9 protein-coding genes are annotated in these 18,880 nt (G+C 35.9%); 8 read left to right on the forward strand and 1 reads right to left on the reverse strand.

What is annotated here, in order from left to right; all coding sequences use genetic code 11:
* The first annotated feature begins 11 nt into the window (after window positions 1-11).
* Entirely contained in the window at window positions 12-3,686 is a 3,675-nt protein-coding gene (gene purL / locus ACFRAE_RS01260) for a phosphoribosylformylglycinamidine synthase (RefSeq protein WP_422795296.1), read from the forward strand.
* 548 nt (window positions 3,687-4,234) lie between these two features.
* Here purL and ACFRAE_RS01265 read toward each other — a convergent pair.
* On the reverse strand, window positions 4,235-5,836 hold the full coding sequence (locus ACFRAE_RS01265; RefSeq protein ID WP_422795297.1) for a Na+/H+ antiporter: 1,602 nt from the start codon (window positions 5,834-5,836) through the stop codon (window positions 4,235-4,237).
* A gap of 38 nt (window positions 5,837-5,874) precedes the next feature.
* Here ACFRAE_RS01265 and rlmF point away from each other — a divergent pair, with 38 nt between their 5' ends.
* The 7 genes from rlmF (at window position 5,875) to ACFRAE_RS01300 (ending at window position 18,878) form a co-directional block, all read left to right on the forward strand.
* A complete protein-coding gene (gene rlmF / locus ACFRAE_RS01270) occupies window positions 5,875-6,762 on the forward strand; it encodes a 23S rRNA (adenine(1618)-N(6))-methyltransferase RlmF (RefSeq protein ID WP_422795298.1) in 888 nt (295 codons plus the stop codon).
* Between the two features lie 729 nt (window positions 6,763-7,491).
* A complete protein-coding gene (locus ACFRAE_RS01275; protein ID WP_422795299.1) occupies window positions 7,492-10,437 on the forward strand; it encodes a SusC/RagA family TonB-linked outer membrane protein in 2,946 nt (981 codons plus the stop codon).
* Window positions 10,438-10,444: 7 nt separating this feature from the next.
* Window positions 10,445-11,950 (forward strand): RagB/SusD family nutrient uptake outer membrane protein, encoded by a 1,506-nt coding sequence (locus tag ACFRAE_RS01280; protein WP_422795300.1) that lies wholly within the window; start codon window positions 10,445-10,447, stop codon window positions 11,948-11,950.
* A 12-nt stretch (window positions 11,951-11,962) separates the two neighbouring features.
* The gene (locus tag ACFRAE_RS01285) at window positions 11,963-13,066 is read left to right on the forward strand and encodes a fasciclin domain-containing protein (RefSeq protein ID WP_422795301.1); all 1,104 of its coding nucleotides are present in this window, start codon (window positions 11,963-11,965) and stop codon (window positions 13,064-13,066) included.
* A 21-nt stretch (window positions 13,067-13,087) separates the two neighbouring features.
* Window positions 13,088-14,182 carry a DUF5007 domain-containing protein gene (locus tag ACFRAE_RS01290; RefSeq protein WP_422795302.1) on the forward strand — a complete coding sequence of 365 codons (1,095 nt, stop codon included), beginning with the start codon at window positions 13,088-13,090 and terminating at the stop codon, window positions 14,180-14,182.
* Between the two features lie 12 nt (window positions 14,183-14,194).
* Window positions 14,195-17,332 (forward strand): SusC/RagA family TonB-linked outer membrane protein, encoded by a 3,138-nt coding sequence (locus tag ACFRAE_RS01295; RefSeq protein ID WP_422795303.1) that lies wholly within the window; start codon window positions 14,195-14,197, stop codon window positions 17,330-17,332.
* Window positions 17,333-17,336: 4 nt separating this feature from the next.
* Window positions 17,337-18,878 (forward strand): RagB/SusD family nutrient uptake outer membrane protein, encoded by a 1,542-nt coding sequence (locus ACFRAE_RS01300; RefSeq protein WP_422795304.1) that lies wholly within the window; start codon window positions 17,337-17,339, stop codon window positions 18,876-18,878.
* Window positions 18,879-18,880: the final 2 nt, after the last annotated feature.

The following is an 18,880-nucleotide window of genomic DNA, read 5'->3' on the forward strand; positions in this document are numbered from 1 at the left end:
TCACTTTAATAATGATTCATTTCTTTGTGAACCAATCGAACACATGTTATGCTGTTCAAACTCTACAAGATTTATCAACCGACGATATCTCCAAACTAAACTGGCTTTTTGGCAACGCTAAACATTTGCAAGAGCAAAGTATTCATGAAAGCTATATAGGGCCTCGCGCAGCGATGATTACTCCTTGGAGTACCAATGCGGTGGAAATCACTCAAAACATGGGTGTTTCAGGCATTGTTCGCATTGAAGAATTCCAACCTGTTTCGGCAGATTTTCAGGAATTTGACCCCATGATTTCTCAAAAGTTTGCTGCCCTATCGCAGGAAATGTTTACGGTAAATATTTCCCCTGAGCCCATTATTGAGATTGAAGATATTGAAGCTTACAATCAATCAGAAGGCTTAGCTTTAAGTGCGGAGGAAGTGGAATATTTAAACAATTTATCGCATAAAATTGGTCGAAAACTTACCGATTCGGAGGTTTTTGCTTTTTCACAAGCCAATTCTGAACACTGTAGACACAAGATATTTAATGGCACATTCATCATCGACGGAGAGGAACAACCAAGTTCCCTATTCAAACTCATTAAAAAAACATCGGAAACCAATCCAAATGCGATAGTTTCTGCCTATAAAGATAACGTAGCCTTTGTTAAAGGTCCACGTGTTACCCAATTTGCACCAAAAACTGCTGATAAACCAGATTTCTATGAGGAGAAAGTTTTTGACTCCGTGATATCTGTAAAAGCAGAAACACATAATTTCCCTACTACGGTAGAGCCATTCGCTGGCGCAGCTACTGGATCTGGAGGTGAAATTCGTGACCGCTTGGCAGGTGGACAAGGGGCTTTGCCACTTGCAGGAACGGCCATATACATGACCGCTTATTCCAGATTATTGCAAGATAGACCTTGGGAAAATGCCATGCAAGAACGTAAATGGTTGTACCAAACACCTATGGATATCTTGATTAAGGCATCTAACGGTGCTTCAGATTTTGGAAATAAATTTGGCCAACCGCTTATTACGGGTTCAGTACTTACTTTTGAACACGAAGAAGATGGTCGAAAATTAGGTTACGATAAAGTGATCATGCAGGCTGGTGGAATTGGCTATGGTAAACTGAGTCAAGCAAAAAAACATGAACCTCAAGCAGGAGACAAAATCGTTATTTTAGGCGGTGAAAACTACCGTATTGGTATGGGAGGTGCTGCGGTATCTTCTGCAGATACAGGAGCCTTTGGTTCAGGTATTGAGTTAAATGCCATTCAACGGTCAAACCCGGAAATGCAAAAAAGAGCTGCCAATGCGATTCGTGCATTTGTTGAATGTGATGAGAACCCGATTGTTTCTATCCATGACCATGGCGCTGGCGGACATTTAAATTGTTTATCTGAACTCGTAGAAAACACAGGCGGATTAATTGACTTGGATAAATTACCTGTTGGAGACCCTACCCTATCTGCAAAAGAAATTATTGGCAATGAATCCCAAGAACGTATGGGACTAGTTATTGCGGAACAAGACATAGAAAAACTGAAAATTGTTGCAGATCGTGAACGTGCACCAATGTATACGGTTGGTGATGTTACGAATGATCATAGATTCACTTTTGCTTCTAAAAAAACTGGTGCAAAACCGATGGATTATGACTTAGCGGATTTCTTTGGTTCTTCACCAAAAACCATCATGAATGATCAGCGTATCGGCCGTGTATATGCAGAAGTCTCCTACCAAAAACAAGATATTCCAACCTACCTTAATCAGGTATTGCAATTAGAAGCAGTAGCATGTAAAGATTGGTTAACTAATAAAGTGGATCGTTGTGTTGGAGGACGTGTTGCTAAACAACAATGTGTAGGTCCATTGCAGCTACCTTTAAACAATGTAGGAGTGATGGCGTTGGATTATACATCAACAGAAGGAATTGCTACAACGGTAGGTCATTCACCTTTAACTGCATTGATCGATCCGGCGAAAGGTTCACGCAACGCAATTGCAGAGTCCTTATCAAATCTAGTTTTTGCACCTATTATTGATGGACTGAAAGGAATATCACTATCAGCGAACTGGATGTGGGCTTGTAATAATGAAGGAGAAGATGCACGATTATACGATGCCGTAAAAGCATGTTCAGATTTTGCCATTGAATTAGGAATCAATATTCCAACAGGAAAAGATTCTCTTTCCATGAAACAGAAATATCCTGATGGCAATCATGTAATTGCCCCAGGTACAGTTATTATTTCAGCTGCTGGAAATTGTACAGATATTAATAAAGTGCTTGAACCCGTATTGAAAAAAGATGCCGGTTCTATATATTACATCAATTTATCACAAGATCAATTTAAATTAGGTGGATCTTCCTTTGCACAAATTAGAAATCAAATTGGTAAGGATGCCCCTACTATACAAGATGCCGGATATTTTAAAAAGGCATTTAATACCATTCAAGCATTAATTAAATCTAACCAACTTGCAGCAGGCCATGATATTGGTTCCGGTGGCTTAATCACTAGTTTATTGGAAATGTGTTTTGCCGATGTAAATCTTGCGGCAAACTACGATTTAACCGAACTTAAAGAAACTGATTCGGTAAAAGCACTATTTAATGAAAATATTGCACTCATCCTTCAGCCAAAAAACAACGAGGAATTTGAAAAAAGTATTGCTGAAGCAGGAATCGAAGCAATTAAAATTGGAGAAGTCATTGAAGGAAATCAAATTACTTTCAAAAATTTTGAAGACTCTTTCCAATTTAATGTGGAAGAAATACGAGATACATGGTTTAAAACATCTTACCTATTAGATCAAAAGCAATCTAAAAATGGTACTGCAGATGAGCGTTTTAAAAACTATAAAAACCAACCTTTGGTTTATACTTTTCCTAGCCATTTTACAGGGAAAAAACCAGCATTCGTAGCTGGGGCTCATCGTCCAAAAGCCGCAATTTTACGTGAAAAAGGATCTAATTCCGAACGAGAAATGGCTAATGCGATGTATTTAGCTGGCTTTGATGTTAAAGATGTCCATATGACAGATTTAATCTCAGGTCGTGAAACCTTGGAAGATATTCAATTTATTGGAGCTGTAGGAGGTTTTTCTAATTCGGATGTTTTAGGTTCTGCGAAAGGATGGGCAGGTGCCTTTTTATACAATGAAAAAGCAAAAACAGCTTTGGAAAAATTCTTCGCTCGTCCTGATACACTTTCGGTAGGTATCTGTAATGGATGTCAATTGTTTATGGAACTGGAATTAATCAATCCTGACCATGAGGTTCATGGAAAAATGCTTCATAACAATTCGCACAAACACGAATCTAATTTTGTTTCAGTAAAAATTCAAGCGAATAATTCCATCATGCTTTCTAGTTTAGCTGGCAGTACATTGGGGGTTTGGATTTCACATGGTGAAGGAAAATTCAACTTACCACAAGCGGAAAATCAATACCAAATCGTAGGAAAATATGCTTACGAACAATACCCGCATAATCCTAATGGATCTGATTTCAATACAGCCATGATGTGCGATAAGTCAGGTCGTCATTTAGTAACTATGCCACATATTGAACGATCTACTTTCCAATGGAACTGGGCAAATTACCCAGCAGGTCGTCAAGACGAAGTTTCTCCTTGGTTAGAAGCTTTTGTGAATGCTCGTCAATGGATTGACAGTCAAAAAGGATAATCTAGCAAATACGCTATATAAAAGGTCTTTAACCGCACTGGTTAAAGACCTTTTTTTTATTCGCTACTCAAAAATTAAAGGATAAACACCTCTTCTATATTAACTAATAGGTTATACTGAAATTCAACAATTCAAACCGGTATCATCTTTGGATATGATTTGGATCTCCTTCGGAAAACTCCAATGCAGATCCGTATGATATCCGATGGAGATCCAAAGTAGATCCGCCTAAAATGCGCTTGTCTTATACTTGTCTTATACTGAATTAGGTTACCAAATTTCGCTGAATCACTATATGGGATTAACCATTTCATTATTCCCCTATATGCAGTTGACATCGACCTCTAGACTAAGTATATTGTATTCTTTTACTTTCCACACCAAATTATTTAGCTTTTCCAGGGCGAGGGACACTTAGGAAAGTGTTTTCTAACTATGGTAGAAACTTTGAGCATAAAAAGAGAGCTCTTAATTTGCAAGTGACATGTGGTCTGAAGGAATTATGACGATAGATTAGCAATAATTCGCTAAATAATTTTTTTCCTCCATTAGGAACGGTTTAACCTGGATTCTTCTAAATCTAAATTATGTTCCAAAGCGCGTAAAACCTCTTCGTCATAGGCTCGCTCATCCATCAATTCATAAACAACTTTTCTTCGGACATCGATCAAATCTTGCATGATTCTTTTATAGAGCTCCTTTTCATTAGCCATCTTTATTTTTCCTTCGCTACTTAAGGTGGTCGCGCTAGATTCTAATCTTCTTTTAAGTTGTAGGTTAATCGCTTTCACCGTATTGCTTTGTTCAAGTTCAAGGGGATATTTATTTTTGATAAGCTCCAATTCTTCTTTAACCAATCGATACCGAATAGCTTCATACTGCACATCTTCGGGTAATTCTTCGGAATTGCCTTCCAATTTCACTGCTTTAATAAGTGTGGGCAAAGTTAAGCCTTGCAACACTAGAGTAATCAATATGACCACAAATGTGATAAATAGAATTAAATTACGATGTGGAAATGCTTGACCATTTGCTAGTACCAGTGGAATAGCTAAAGCAGAGGCTAGAGATACAACACCGCGCATGCCAGCCCATCCGAGTATCAAAGGCAACTTCCATCCAGGGTTACCTTCTCGTTTCTTTATTTTCGCAAAAATAATTCGCGGAAAGTAAAACGCCACATAGATAAAAGCAATTCTAAGAATAATAATCGCTGCCGTAATTATCAAAGCTACTTTGATCGCCCAGTCCATAGACACCGATTCTATACCAGCAATTATAATAGGAAGCTCTAGTCCAATAAGAATAAACACAAAACCATTTAATAAAAAACCTACAGTATCCCAGACTTCTCGAGTTTGGATACGGGTACGATAATCTAAATAATCTTTAGACCGAAAAGATAAAAATAAACCACCAGCCACTACAGCCAACACCCCTGACCATTCAAAATGTTCTGCAACGATATACATAATATAAGGTGCAATAAGTGTAATTGGAGTGGTAATGCTAGAGGACTTGGCAATATATCGCAAAATCAAATAAAGAATATGTGCTATTATTAATCCGACAACTACTCCCATAAATGCCAAGGTGAAAAAGCCGAGCACCGCATCTTGCCAGGCAAAAGTTCCCGTAAGAATAACGGCTAAAGCCATTCTGAAAACGGTTAAGGAGGCCGCATCATTTACTAAACTTTCCCCTTCCAATAAGGAAATTCCCTTTTTAGGAATATTGATATCTTCCAAAACCGATGTTGCAGCGACAGCATCTGGTGGAGATATGATTCCTCCTAATAGAAAGCCAAGCGCTAAGGTAAATCCTGGAATAAGTTGGATAGATAGAAAAGCAACAGCTAATGAAGTCACAAAGACTAAGCCGAACCCCATTATCATAATGGATCTTCTGTTTTTCCAAAAAATAGTCCATGAAGTGTACCAAGCAGCTTCAAATAATAAAGGAGGTAAAAACAGCAAAAATACTACATCGGGATTAATGCTAAATTCAGGTAGACCCGGAATTAAGGATATCATTAGACCACCAATGACTAGAAAAATAGGATAGGATATCTGAAAACGCTTACTCAACACATACAGCATCGCCATAAAGAAGAATAAAAGTAAGACCAATAGTATATTTGATTCAATCATATCGTTATTAATAGATATCTTTGTGATTATATAAAATAATGGAAAAAAAACTAAAAAATCTTCACCCGAAAAATAAATTCAATCAAGAATATGATTTTACCAGGTTAGTTAAAAAGGTACCTAATTTGAAACATTTTCTTCAAAGTACACCAGATAAACGTGTATCAATTGATTTTTCTAATCCTGAAGCAGTGTTCTATTTGAACAAAGCATTAATAGAATATGGATTTGACATCAAAGGTTGGGATATCTTGGAGCAAAGTTTATGCCCATCAATTCCAGGAAGGTTAAATTATATTCATTATTTAGCAGACCTTATTGGGACAAAGGAAAATAAAAAAATAAAAATTTTAGATATTGGTACAGGTAGCAGTTTGGTTTATCCAATTTTGGGTACACGCTCCTATCCATGGTCATTTGTCGCTACCGAAGTACATCAAGCTTCATTAATTCATGCCGGTAAAATTTTAAGCAGAAATCCTGGTCTTGATAAAGTTATTCAATTGCGCGAACAGGAGAATCCAAAACATATATTGAATGGGGTTATTCTTCCTGGAGAGTATTTTGATGCGATTATGTGTAACCCGCCGTTTTACAAGTCTAAAGAAGATTATTTAGCAACGGTAGTCAAGAAAAACAAAAAATTACACCAGACAGAAGATAATTTTAATGCAAATTTCCAAGGACTTTCGAATGAACTTTGGTGCACTGGTGGTGAAAAGAAATTTATTACTCAACTTATTAGTGAGAGTATACAATTAAAAGATCAAATTGGAATCTGTAGTTCATTAGTTTCGAACAAAGAAAATTTAAAACCATTGAAGGCAGTATTGGAATACCACAACATTAAAGGTATTACAGTTACTCAAATGCATCAAGGAAATAAGATCAATAGGATCCTATCATGGGAACTAAATAAAGTGTAACTATCTTATCTGCTTATCTTAGCTGTTACAATCAAGGTTATTCAATTACAGTTTTTAATTAAATTGTATTGATAATGGATTTTTTTTTAAAAAAAGTTTGCTAAAACGTTTTTAATTTATAAATTAGTTTTAACCATTGAAAAATAAACACTAAAACAGAAAAGATGATACAGCAAATTGAAGAACTACTTTGTAGATATAATCTAATGAAATAACCTTTCATTGGATTTTTTTTTGCGAAAAAGAGAATGGACGGAGCCAGTTGCTTAAATTCTATTCCCTACCTTTTTAAAAAAAATAACCAGTTTTTTTAAATTAGGTTAAGTCGCAATACACAAGTGCGAATGAAATTATAAACCAATATAAACAGCTTAGCAGCTATTTTATTTTACAAAAACCATTAATTAACAAATTAAACAGTTCACCTATGAAAAGAAATTATTTACTCAAAAAATTCCCTGTCAGCTAGTTTAAATTAAACAGCCAAAATATAGCCTTATAAGATTAGGCTGTACCTTTCACGAAAGAATTGCTAAAACGATTTTACCAACAAAAGAGCCTCTTTTCGCTGGTGAATAAGTGATTTATATACCTATAAAAAAAACGTATATGTAACTATTTTTTACGCACAAAACTGCTATTAACCAGCAAATCAATTGATAAAGCAGGTATGCTTTAAAAAACTAAACATTATAAATTATTACTAACCCAAATCAAATCAGTATTACTATGAGTGTAATATGGAAGTTCAAAACGTTCATGATGTTGATGCTGTTAGCCTCAGGAAACACCTATGCTATCAAGCTCAGCTACCACAACGTCGCCTACCAGGATACGGCAAAAACTGATTCTACCTTTGGAGTGAAAGCTGTTTACGAGTTCAACTTGCCTAAATTTAATGGAATAAAATCCATGAAAAACACGAGTCTAGTAACGGGGAATGGTCTTCAGCAATTTATTAAAGGGGAATTACCAGGTGTTCATGTCAGCGAACCTACTGGAGAATCAGGCAGCAACATGCCCATGTTTATTCGAGGATTGAGTAAACCATTAATGAGTACCAGAGATATTTATGGTACACAACCCCTTGTCGTAATTGATGGGGTTCCGTTAATTGGTGATCATCCATTTGCATTTGACATTCAAAACTATGATATCGAACGCATTGGACCAGAAACGAATTTACTAGCGAATTTTGAAATCGATAATATCGAAAGTATTCGCGTTTTGAAAGACGCTTCGACCATGTCCATTTATGGTCCCTTAGCGGCAAATGGTGTTATTGAAATTACTTCAAAACGTAAACCAAGAAATCAACAAAAGATTATCACGATCAATAGTTACTTAGGCATGTCGGCTAGACCATCGGTGACCACCATCAATGGGGCATACGAAAATGCTTTCCGAAATCAGTTTTATGATTTGTACACCAGCAATGGACGGTATAATGATGATGATGTATACCCTATTTACTTAAGTGATTCCTTAAATAATAATTATTATGGACCATCGAACTGGACCGATCATTATTATGGAGCAGCTGCAAATCATGGTATCAATGCCAATATAATAGGAGGCGGTGAGAAAGCTAGTTTTCAGTTTTCTTTAGGTAATGTTCGTTCTAGTGGAGTTGCTGATGCTACGAAACTAGATAAATACAATGCACGATTCTATTTAACATTGACACCTTTCAAATGGCTAAATTTCGAAACCATGGTCAATGGTTCTAAGTTGAATCGGGATCGTAATAAAAACCTGAGAAATCGTTTTGCAATGATGGGCTATTTACCAGATTTAAGTGCTCCTCTTGCTCCAAATAAAGATGTTTATGGGTCGTACTTGAATGAATTCGACAAAAGTTTTGATAATAACTTCAATAATGTATTAGAAGGATTTTTCAAATTAGGTCTAAAATTCGACAGATTTAGCTATACAGGTCAATTTGGTATAGACTATAATGAAGGTTACCGGGATATTTTTTATCCAAGTACCATTTTAGAAAATAATAATTTCGCTTCCAATTATTATGGATACAATCAACGAATGATAGTTAATAATAAATTGAACTATGATATCGAAGATGGGGCCAATTATTTCTTTTTTGAATTAGGAAACAGCTTAATTTGGGATAGTTATAAATATAATTACGCGTATGCATTTAAAGGAGTTAATGATTTTATTAAAATTAACTTATTAGAATCTAATCCTAGAAATGATAATTATTTGAATCCTACAGCTTTTCCAAGACAATTAGTTTATAAATTTTTGGATAGGACCAAACACAATATGGTAAATTTCCATGGAAAAGCATCTTATACCTACGACGGGATTTATACAGCCGATGTAACCTTACGCTATGATGGTTCGTCTAATGCGCAACCAACTTCTCGCTGGTTTTTCTCCCCTAGCCTATCCTTAGGATGGAATGGTAAAAAAGCATTATTCCAGGATGAAGATCATATTAGCAATTTCGGCATTCGTGCTAGTGCTGGTCGATTGGGCGTTTACAATGTTTATGACAACTATTCACAAGGACCTAGTTACACTTCAGCCATTGGTTATACTGGTAATGCTACATTACCTGGCTATAATGGTTTTGCAGTTCTAGTTCGTCCATATGATGTTGGATGGGTAGGTTATGATATTCCTTGGTCTTATTTAGATCAGGCAAATATTGGTGTTGATTTAGGTTTCAAGGAACATAATATTCAACTAGGTTTAGATGCCTATATCCGAGATAACAAAGAACAATTAGTGTTATTGCCAGGCAAGAAAGAGTTTGGGTACCAATACGAATATGCGAGCGGTATGGATGTTCGTAATATCGGTTTAGACCTTAGTGTGAGTGCAGATCTTGTGTCCAATAACATTTTGAAATGGAACTCAGGGCTTACATTAGGCGTCAACAACAATAAACTTCTAGCCTTACCAAATGGCCTTGAACAAGTCGAAATTGGCAATAGAATGTTAAAAATTGGCGAACGAATCGATGCGTTTTGGGTATATGAAAATTCTGGCATCTACAATACAGATCAAGAAGTTCCAGGTGCAGCGGGTGATAAAATGACTTATAATGGCATTACGCTAAAAGCTGGAGATCCTATTTGGGCTGATACAAATAAAGATAACAAAATCACCAAAGAAGATAAAGTGCTTAAAGGGAACATCATCCCTAAATTATCTGGTTCATGGAACAATAACATCGCTTATCAAAACTTTGATCTTAATTTAAATTTCTATTTCAACCTAGGTCGTAAGATCATTAACCAAGAAATGGCTAATCGTTTTAACTTCATTGAAAATGAAAACTCCAGTAATATTAATTCCATCAAAGAAATCACTTATTGGGAAAAAAGAGGAGATTATGAAAAATATCCCCTTTATAACCCTTGGAGTTCAGTTAGTCCATACCAAGAGAATCAAACATTATTCCTAGAAAACGGATCATTTTTAAAATTAAGAACGGTTAGTTTGGGCTATAATATGAAGGACATTATAAAAAATAAATTAGGCAAAGGAGGAGATTTATACCTCTACTTAACTGCCCATAATTTATTTACCGTGAGCTCATATTCGGGAAGAGATCCAGAGTTAGTCAATTACTTAGGTTATGATAATGGCTATAGTATGCCATTGCCTAGAACCTTTGCATTAGGATTTAAACTTAAACTGTGAGGAAATCATGAAAATTAATTATATAATACTTTTACTTTTAACCATTTTATTTGGTTCCTGCAAAAAGATGCTGGATGTGAATTCCTCTCGCCTTGTTTCGGAAGAAAATATGTGGTTAAATATGGAGGATTCCAGAGCCGCATTAATGGGTATATATGGTCTTACCAAGGCCGCAATGAACGATCACAATGCACATTGGCTTTATGGAGAGGTGCGTTCAGGTGACTATTCTATTCCCTTAAGGCAAGATTTAAAAGCCATTTCCAACAATGATTTAAATGCTTCATTTGGAGTAATGAATGATCTTAAAAGTTGGAGAAGGTGGTACGCTGTCATTAATGCTTCCAATATCTTTATCGAACGAATAATAGAAGTAAAAAACAATGACCCACGTTATACCAATAATAACATGGAAGTTGATATTGCGCAAGCGAGGTTTCTCCGCGCATTTGCCTATTTCTATATGGTTCGAATTTGGGGAGATGTACCATTGATTACTTCCTCTAAAGAAGGTGGTTTTGAAAGTAAAATAAGAGAAAATCAAGAGAAAGTACTTGCTTGGGCAGAATTGGAATTAAGAGCAGCTGCGGCAATGCTTCCATACAAGTATAGTTCAAATGATGAGCAACAACAAGGAAATTATTATAATGAAGCCGCTTCTCGTTGGGATGGAGCATTAGCCAGAAAATTGACGGCTTATGCTGTACTCGCACATCTTTCTGCTTGGCAAGCAAACTATCCTGATGCCGCTGCGTATAGCAAATTTGTCCTTGACAATCAATCTAGAGGTAGCTTAAGCTTGTTACAGACAGAAAATTTACAAAGTCCTAATGGGTTTTTCTACGATAAAAACAATAACCATCTATTAGCTTTTGGCCATGTTTGGGCGCATGTGGAAGGTTCATTTACTGGACATATTGAAGAATTAACCTTAGCATCTCCGGTAGTAAATAAAAGTACACCAGACATGTACTTTCCAAAAGATAAAATATTGTCTTTTTTCGATGAACCTACAGATCAGCGTTTTAGCATTGATACGCTCGGAAATCCAACAACAGAATACTACTTCCGAAATTTTAATGGACAATATCCAATTTTTAGTAAAATAAAAGTCATTATGGGTGGCGTTACTGATCCAAGTTTCCGAATGTATACGAGTGCTACTGTGTTTACAAGATTAGAAGATATGTATTTACTGCGTGCGGAATCACTTGTGGCATTAGGAGAACAAACCGAGGCTATTAACATCTTAAACATGCTTAGAGAACGTAGAGGTTTAACCAATTATTCTTCTCAGCAACATGGGGAATTGTTGGATGCTATTTTTAAAGAACGTAATCGGGAGTTGATGGGTGAAGGACATCGTTGGTATGATCTTATCCGTCAGGCTAAATTAAAATCTGAACAATCTTCCTTAAAACAATTAATAGCGGAAAATGGAATTTTTTGGCCTTTAGCAAATAATGTACTCACAGAGAACAAGGAATTAATTCAAAACGAATACTGGAAATAAATTAGTAAAGTCATGAAAATAAATACATCATATTTTTATTTCCTGCTACTGGTCATTTTTGGCTCTTGTGCGAAAGATAAAGGATACTTTGATCAAAGTGTTCAAAAAATAAAATTCGACGGCACAATCGCTGAATACCTAGCAAGTAAACCGGGTGTCTTTGACTCCCTAATAAAAGTTTTAGAACGCACAGAAAACATTGGAATATTAAAAGATAGCTCCAACCTCACTTTCTTTGCCCCAACTAACCAGAACTTTCAAATTGCTATTGAAAACTTAAACAATACGAGAAGGGAAGCGGATAAACCATTAGAATACTTATCTAATGTTGAACTTAAACAATTAGACACGATGATTTCTAATTATATAATTAGAGGCGCCTTTTTAAGTGATTCAATGGAATTTAAAGATGGTCTTCGAATATTTGATTTCAAATATGGTAGACGTATGAATGCGAAATTGGTGAATGCCAATTCTGCTGGATTTTTAGAAGGAGGACCAAAGATCATTGAATTTGCAGACACTAAAAATAGTCAGTTCAATAGAAACTGGGTAACAGCGAATACTTCTTCGATAAACATTGAAGCAAAAAACGGAATCATCCACGTAATAAATACAAGCCATGTATTTGGTTTTAATGATTTCGTAACACGTTTAACTTATATACCGCCACCGCCGAATTTATTTAAAGTTGTGGGTGGGGTATTTACAACTTCTAGAGAACATTCAAATGGTCCTAATGCAGTTGAAGCATCTAAATATGTATTCGATGGTAATGCAGAAACGAAATTCTTATTAGGTGATTTTGGTTCAGCTTGGATGAATGCAGAATTAAATGAACCATCTATTTCGAATGCTTATACCCTTACTTCTGCTAATGATGCGCCTGAGCGAGATCCAGCTGATTGGATTATCCAGGGCTCAAACGATGGAAGCAATTGGACGACTTTAGATTCCAGAGCTGGTGAACAGTTTACAGGAAGGTTCCAACAACGCGTGTTCTGGATTAATAATACGGTACCGTATAAACATTACCGATTGACAGTGTTGAGATTACGTAATGGGAATTTATTCCAATTAGCGGATTGGAGCATGAATTATAAATCAAATGATTAACCCTAAAGCAGATGATAAATTATGAAAATTAAAAATAGCTTACGATTTATGGGTATTCTGCTGGCCAGTTATGGATTACTTGGATCATGTACAGATATCTATAATCTTCCTGAAGATCGAGACTTTATTAGTGACGAAATAAAATATGATAATTTAGTGTTAGAGCCTATTTTAGGTCGTACTAACCTGTTTAGTACATTAAATCCAAATAATTCAACATTACCACTAAAATTTGAAATTATCAACGCTCGATATGGTGATGGAAGACCCGTTACTGATCTTTTCCAAAAGGTACCGACTTACGAGTGGATTACGGAATATGATGGTTTGGAAAATTCTTTAGCAGAAATTGAGGCCAAGCGAAAATTGGTGAATAAATCTCTTTTAGAAATAGATTCATTAGGAAGAATTATTCTATGGGGGTCCTCTTCCAATGAATTAATCGCACCAAGACCAGTAGATACGGTATTAAAAACTCAGGATATTCGATTTTTTGATATAAAAATAACGAATACAGGTGGATCCAAGATTTTAAAGGATTTTCAATTAATACCATGGTTCCAACGCGATTATTCTCCTTCAACCGATATTAATCCGTATACAGGAGGAGTCGCTCCAGACCCGAAAAGTCCTAAAGATCCAAGTAAACAAGATTATATTATTCCAGCATGGATTAGTACAAATTTAATTGGTGAACAAACGGAACGAAGATTAGAGAATAATTCAGAGCGGAAAGATATTGTGGTGTATATTCGAAAATTTGAAGGTGGAAACGGGAACAATCTGCGGTTTAAGTTTATGGCCAAAGACGGTACATTTATTAATCCATTGAAATTCAATGAAACCAAATGGGATTTATTGGTTCACGGATTTAATAAAACTGTAAATACAGAATATGTACAATATGATGTCGCATATCCTATTCCATTAACCAATTACCGGACAGATTATGTCAATGGAGATCATGCAAGAGTAGAATTTGCTTATTCGAGAATGGCAAGGAATGGGGTTCGTGAACGCGCCAATCTAGGACTAGATTTTAGAATATTTAAGCAAGGTGATTGGGAGATTATTTTCCATTTCCGTAATGACAATCCAAAATTTGAGGATGATTAAATGAAACCTTCTATGAAATTATTAAGCAATATATTCGCATTCACTATCATAGTACTCTTTTCAGCACAAGCAGCTTTTGGGCAAGCTTTGCAAGTCAAGGGTAAAATTGTTGATGAATCCAATAATGGAATAAGTAGTGCTTCCATTATCAATGTCACTACGGGTAGAGCGCTGACGGCCTCTGACCCAGACGGAAATTTTACAATTTCGGTAAATCCCAATACAGTAATCTTATTTAAGGCCGTAGGCTTTGCTGAAAAAAGAGTGACCATCAAGCCCAATCAAACTACCCTAACAGTGCAAATGAGTTCAACTGATAATGCGGTAGAGGAAGTTGTTGTACGGGGCTATGTAACACGTTCTAAAGAATCGTCCACAGGAGCTTCTACCACATTAGGTCAAAAAGACATCCGAGATGTTCCAGCGGCAAACTTAGAACAATTGATGCAAGGTAAAGTACCAGGATTAAATGTTCAGGTGAATACCGGAGCACCAGGTTTTAGAGGATCTACACAGATTCGTGGTCTTTCCAACTTAGGAACGGCTGGAGAAGGTAGCCAATCAGTGTTGATGCCAACTTCACCATTGTATGTTATTGATGGGGTACCTATGGATGCTGACAGAGCTTCAGAGTTTGGTCTACAGCAACAAGGACCAGGCATTAGCCCACTTTCAATGATACCTCCAGAAGATGTGGAAAGTATTGAGATATTGAAAGATGCTCAGGCAACTTCCTTGTACGGTTCTCAAGGTGCATACGGGGTAATTATTATCAATACCAAAAAAGGAAATTCAGAAGTTCCGAGAATATCCTACGTAAATAATACCTTCCTTAAAACTCCACCAAAACTTAGAGAAACACTAGGTGGTAACTTGGAGCGTCGTTTAAAACTACTCCAAATTATAGATAATGCGCGGTTTCAATCGGAAATAGACAGAATTATGAATAACCCTATGTTAGCAGATAGTTTAAATTCGTATTTTAATAATTCCACTAACTGGCAAGATTTATACTATCAAAACACGTTTAACCAAAGTCATAACGTGACTTTAGATGGTGGTAATCAAATGTTATCTTACAAAAGTAACTTAGGTTATTATTCAGAAAACGGTATCATTAGAAATACGGGATTCAAACGTTATTCTGCTAACTTACGAATGGATTATAAACCTTCTAGAAAATTCAATTTTACAGGACAGGTATTTGCCAATTTAGGAAAGCAAAGTAAAGGAGATGGAACAGGAATTTTGCAAACAGGTGTAGCATCTGGTGGTATGTCCTCTACCCTATTACCTCCTCCCGGATTTTATAATGCATCTGCAGATTACATTGGAGCTATACGGACTAAAAATGATAACAGCTCGAAATCAATTAGACCTTATATGGAGGCGGGTTTTGAAATATTACCAGGTTTAAGAATCAATTCAGCCTTGAGTTATGAGTTTAATTCTGGAAATGAAGAGAAATTTTCACCTGCGGCATCTTCAGGTTCTTTCTCAGAAGTCTATTCTTACGCTGGAAGACGATCTCAATTATATAGTCGTAGTTCCATGACCTTTGCGAAAAGTTTTGCAGAGACTCATGATATTTTCTTCAACTTATTCAATGAGGTTCGACATGTCCAAGAGTTAAATACTGCAACACTACAAAAAAGAACACCAAACGATCAATTCGAAGGTCCTTTGGGTTATGATGGCTATTTTTCAAGAGGTGGTGGTGTATTAAGTAATTTCACAGATGAACGCGCAGCTTCCTTTGCATTTGCAGCAAATTATGGTTATAAAAAGCGCTACATTTTGGATTTAACCTATCGTATGGACGGTTCATCCATCAATGGATTCGAAAATTTATACACGAAGAATCCTTCGATTGGATTAAAATGGAATGCGCATAACGAAGAATGGATTAAGTCATTGCCTTGGATCAACCAAGCTGCTATAAGAACGACTTGGGGTATCAATGTAATGCCATCCAGTTCATTAGAACGTGTGTATGGACGTTATAATATATCTGGTTTTTATAATCAAGAACGTGGTATAGGTATCGATTACAATTTTATTCCAAATCCATCTTTGAAACCAATTACATCTATGCAATATAATGTGGGTTTGGATTTAAACATGTTTAACAATAAAATTACTTTAGTTTATGATACGTATTATAAGAAAGTAGATAATGTATTATTTGAATCCTTCTTAAATAATACTAGTGGATTTTCTAAACTATATTCCAATGATGCAGGTATAATAAATTACGGTCATGAATTTGCGATCAATATTCGTCCAATGCCTAGTGAAAGTCAATTTAATTGGATTTTATCCGTAAATGGTGCATATAATAAAGATATGCTACTAAAATTACCAGCTAGTTATGGAGGTCAATACATTAAATGGGATGCTACTAATGAAGGATTGCATATCGTGAATCGTGTAGGTACTTCGACTTTTTCCAATTATATGTTAATAAATAATGGCGTATACAGTAGAGATGAAGATGTACCAGTAGATCCAGTTACAGGCTTAAGGTATAGAACTGCTGATGGAACGTACTTCCAAGCAGGAGATCCAATTTGGGAAGATAGAAATGGGGATTATATATTAGATGATCGTGATTATGCAAGAACAGGATCTGCCCAACCAAATTGGACAGGTGGTCTGCAAAATACATTTGAATACAAAAATTTCCAATTGTCTTTCTATGCTTCTTATACAGCAGGGAGATCCATTATAAATACAGCCTTAGCAAGTAGAATGAATTTGATGGGTGATCCATTCGGAAGAAATGCCGTTGTCCCTTTAAATGATATCGATATGTGGAGACAACCAGGCGATGTAGCAAAATACCCTTATGCATACGATTATTCTAGAATGAATAATATCAGACCATTAAGAAGTGATCAATCGCTATGGTTAGAGGATGGTTCATATTTCAAAATTAATAACATCATTCTTGCATACAATTTTAATAGAGACTTTTTAAGTCGTTTTGGTGTTCAACGATTAAGAGTGTATGGTTCTTTAGATAATGTGGCTACATTTTCTAAGTATTCAGGTCCAAATCCAGAAAACGTATCCAGTTTAGGAAGAGATATGACAGATGGATACCCAGTACCTCGTACCTACAATCTTGGTTTAAATCTTAGCTTTTAATATTATGAAACGATTTTTTAAATATAAACTTCAGACAATAGGCTTAGGAATATTGATTTCTTCTGCCAGTTTAAGCTGTAAAAATTACCTAACCGTAGAACCGATAGATCGTTTGACAGGAAATAACTACTATAAAACAGTAGAGGATGTAGAAAGTAATTTAGCCTTTACCTATAGTAAGTTTTTTGAGAAAATAAATGAAACATGGGTGATGGGTGCAATAGGTGAAGCTAGATCCGGAGAAATTTTTGTAGCGCCAACGGCTAATAATTTAGATGCAAGAAGAGTTATCGAAGTACTCGGTAAAAATGATATTATGGAAGCCATCAATAATAGCACCTATTCTTGGTATAATATTAATGCCATTACCGATTGGACCAAGTATTATCAAGTTATTCAAAGCGTCAATATCTTATTGGATAAATTAGAGGAAGGAATTCCTGATTTAAGCTCTGCAGAAACGACTAAATACATTGCTGAAGCTAAATTCATACGTTGTTTTACCTATTTCTGGATGGTTCGTTTGTATGGAGATGTGGTCTACTATACCGATGCTTACCATGCTAAATCTCAGGGTCGTGAAAACATGGTAACGGTTCTGAATAACTGTATAGCTGAATTACTTCCGGAAAAAAACAATTTGCCTTGGGCCTATAATGATGCTTCCCTTCGCGGAGCTAGACCGGCTAGAGGAGCGGTGATTGCTTTATTAATGCACATGAACATGTGGAATGCAAGTTTTGATCAGAACAACAAAACGGCATATTATACTGCTGCTGCGGATTTAGGTAAGGAATTAATTGATAGTCGTGAGCATAAGCTAATCCAACCTTTTACGGATCAAAATTGGGCTATTGTAACAAAAGGAAGAAGTGAAGAATCCTTATTTGAATTTTACCGTAGTATCAATTACGGAGATGATGTCGCTGCATTAGCTCCATTTTGGGATCATTTCTTACGTTGGCCTTATAAGTTTCCTAGATATACGAACCAAGTAAGCCATTGTTACTTTATCTCAACTTACATGAACCAAATTTTCCCAGATGATGTAGCAGACAAAAGAAGGGATATGTGGTTTGAAGATATTATCTCGGATAATGGTCAATTCGTATTACGGAAGTTTGGTACGAACGTATATGCTTCGGGTAATGAAGATAAAAACCCAGATAATACATTCTCTATTTTCCGTTATTCGGATGCCATTTTATTGTATGCTGAAGCTTGTGCGGAATTAGGTAGAACTGAATTGGCTATTGGGGCTTTAAACCTTGTAAGAAATCGTGCAGAGGCAACTCCTTATTCAGGAGGAGAATCTGGATTAAAGGATTTTATTTTCTTGGAAAGAAGTCGTGAATTAATTGGAGAAGGGCATCGTTACTTTGATCTGGTGAGAACTAGAAGAATCATGAGCCCCGAATGGACTATGTCTCCTTTAAGTTTAGATCAATTCAATAGAGGTGGTTGGACCTGGCCGATTAACCGAAGTGCACTAAACTATAATCCAGACATGAAATTAAATGAGTATTGGACAACTATAGGAAGATAGGT

The organism is Sphingobacterium sp. HJSM2_6 (assembly GCF_049316305.1).
GTDB lineage: Bacteria > Bacteroidota > Bacteroidia > Sphingobacteriales > Sphingobacteriaceae > Sphingobacterium.

Bases quoted from the DNA above. Each gene is read 5' to 3' on its own strand.
- purL (WP_422795296.1), top strand. From the start codon at position 12: ATGATTCATTTCTTTGTGAACCAATCGAACACATGTTATGCTGTTCAA.
- ACFRAE_RS01265 (WP_422795297.1), bottom strand. From the start codon at position 5,836: ATGATTGAATCAAATATACTATTGGTCTTACTTTTATTCTTCTTTATG.
- rlmF (WP_422795298.1), top strand. From the start codon at position 5,875: ATGGAAAAAAAACTAAAAAATCTTCACCCGAAAAATAAATTCAATCAA.
- ACFRAE_RS01275 (WP_422795299.1), top strand. From the start codon at position 7,492: ATGAGTGTAATATGGAAGTTCAAAACGTTCATGATGTTGATGCTGTTA.
- ACFRAE_RS01280 (WP_422795300.1), top strand. From the start codon at position 10,445: ATGAAAATTAATTATATAATACTTTTACTTTTAACCATTTTATTTGGT.
- ACFRAE_RS01285 (WP_422795301.1), top strand. From the start codon at position 11,963: ATGAAAATAAATACATCATATTTTTATTTCCTGCTACTGGTCATTTTT.
- ACFRAE_RS01290 (WP_422795302.1), top strand. From the start codon at position 13,088: ATGAAAATTAAAAATAGCTTACGATTTATGGGTATTCTGCTGGCCAGT.
- ACFRAE_RS01295 (WP_422795303.1), top strand. From the start codon at position 14,195: ATGAAATTATTAAGCAATATATTCGCATTCACTATCATAGTACTCTTT.
- ACFRAE_RS01300 (WP_422795304.1), top strand. From the start codon at position 17,337: ATGAAACGATTTTTTAAATATAAACTTCAGACAATAGGCTTAGGAATA.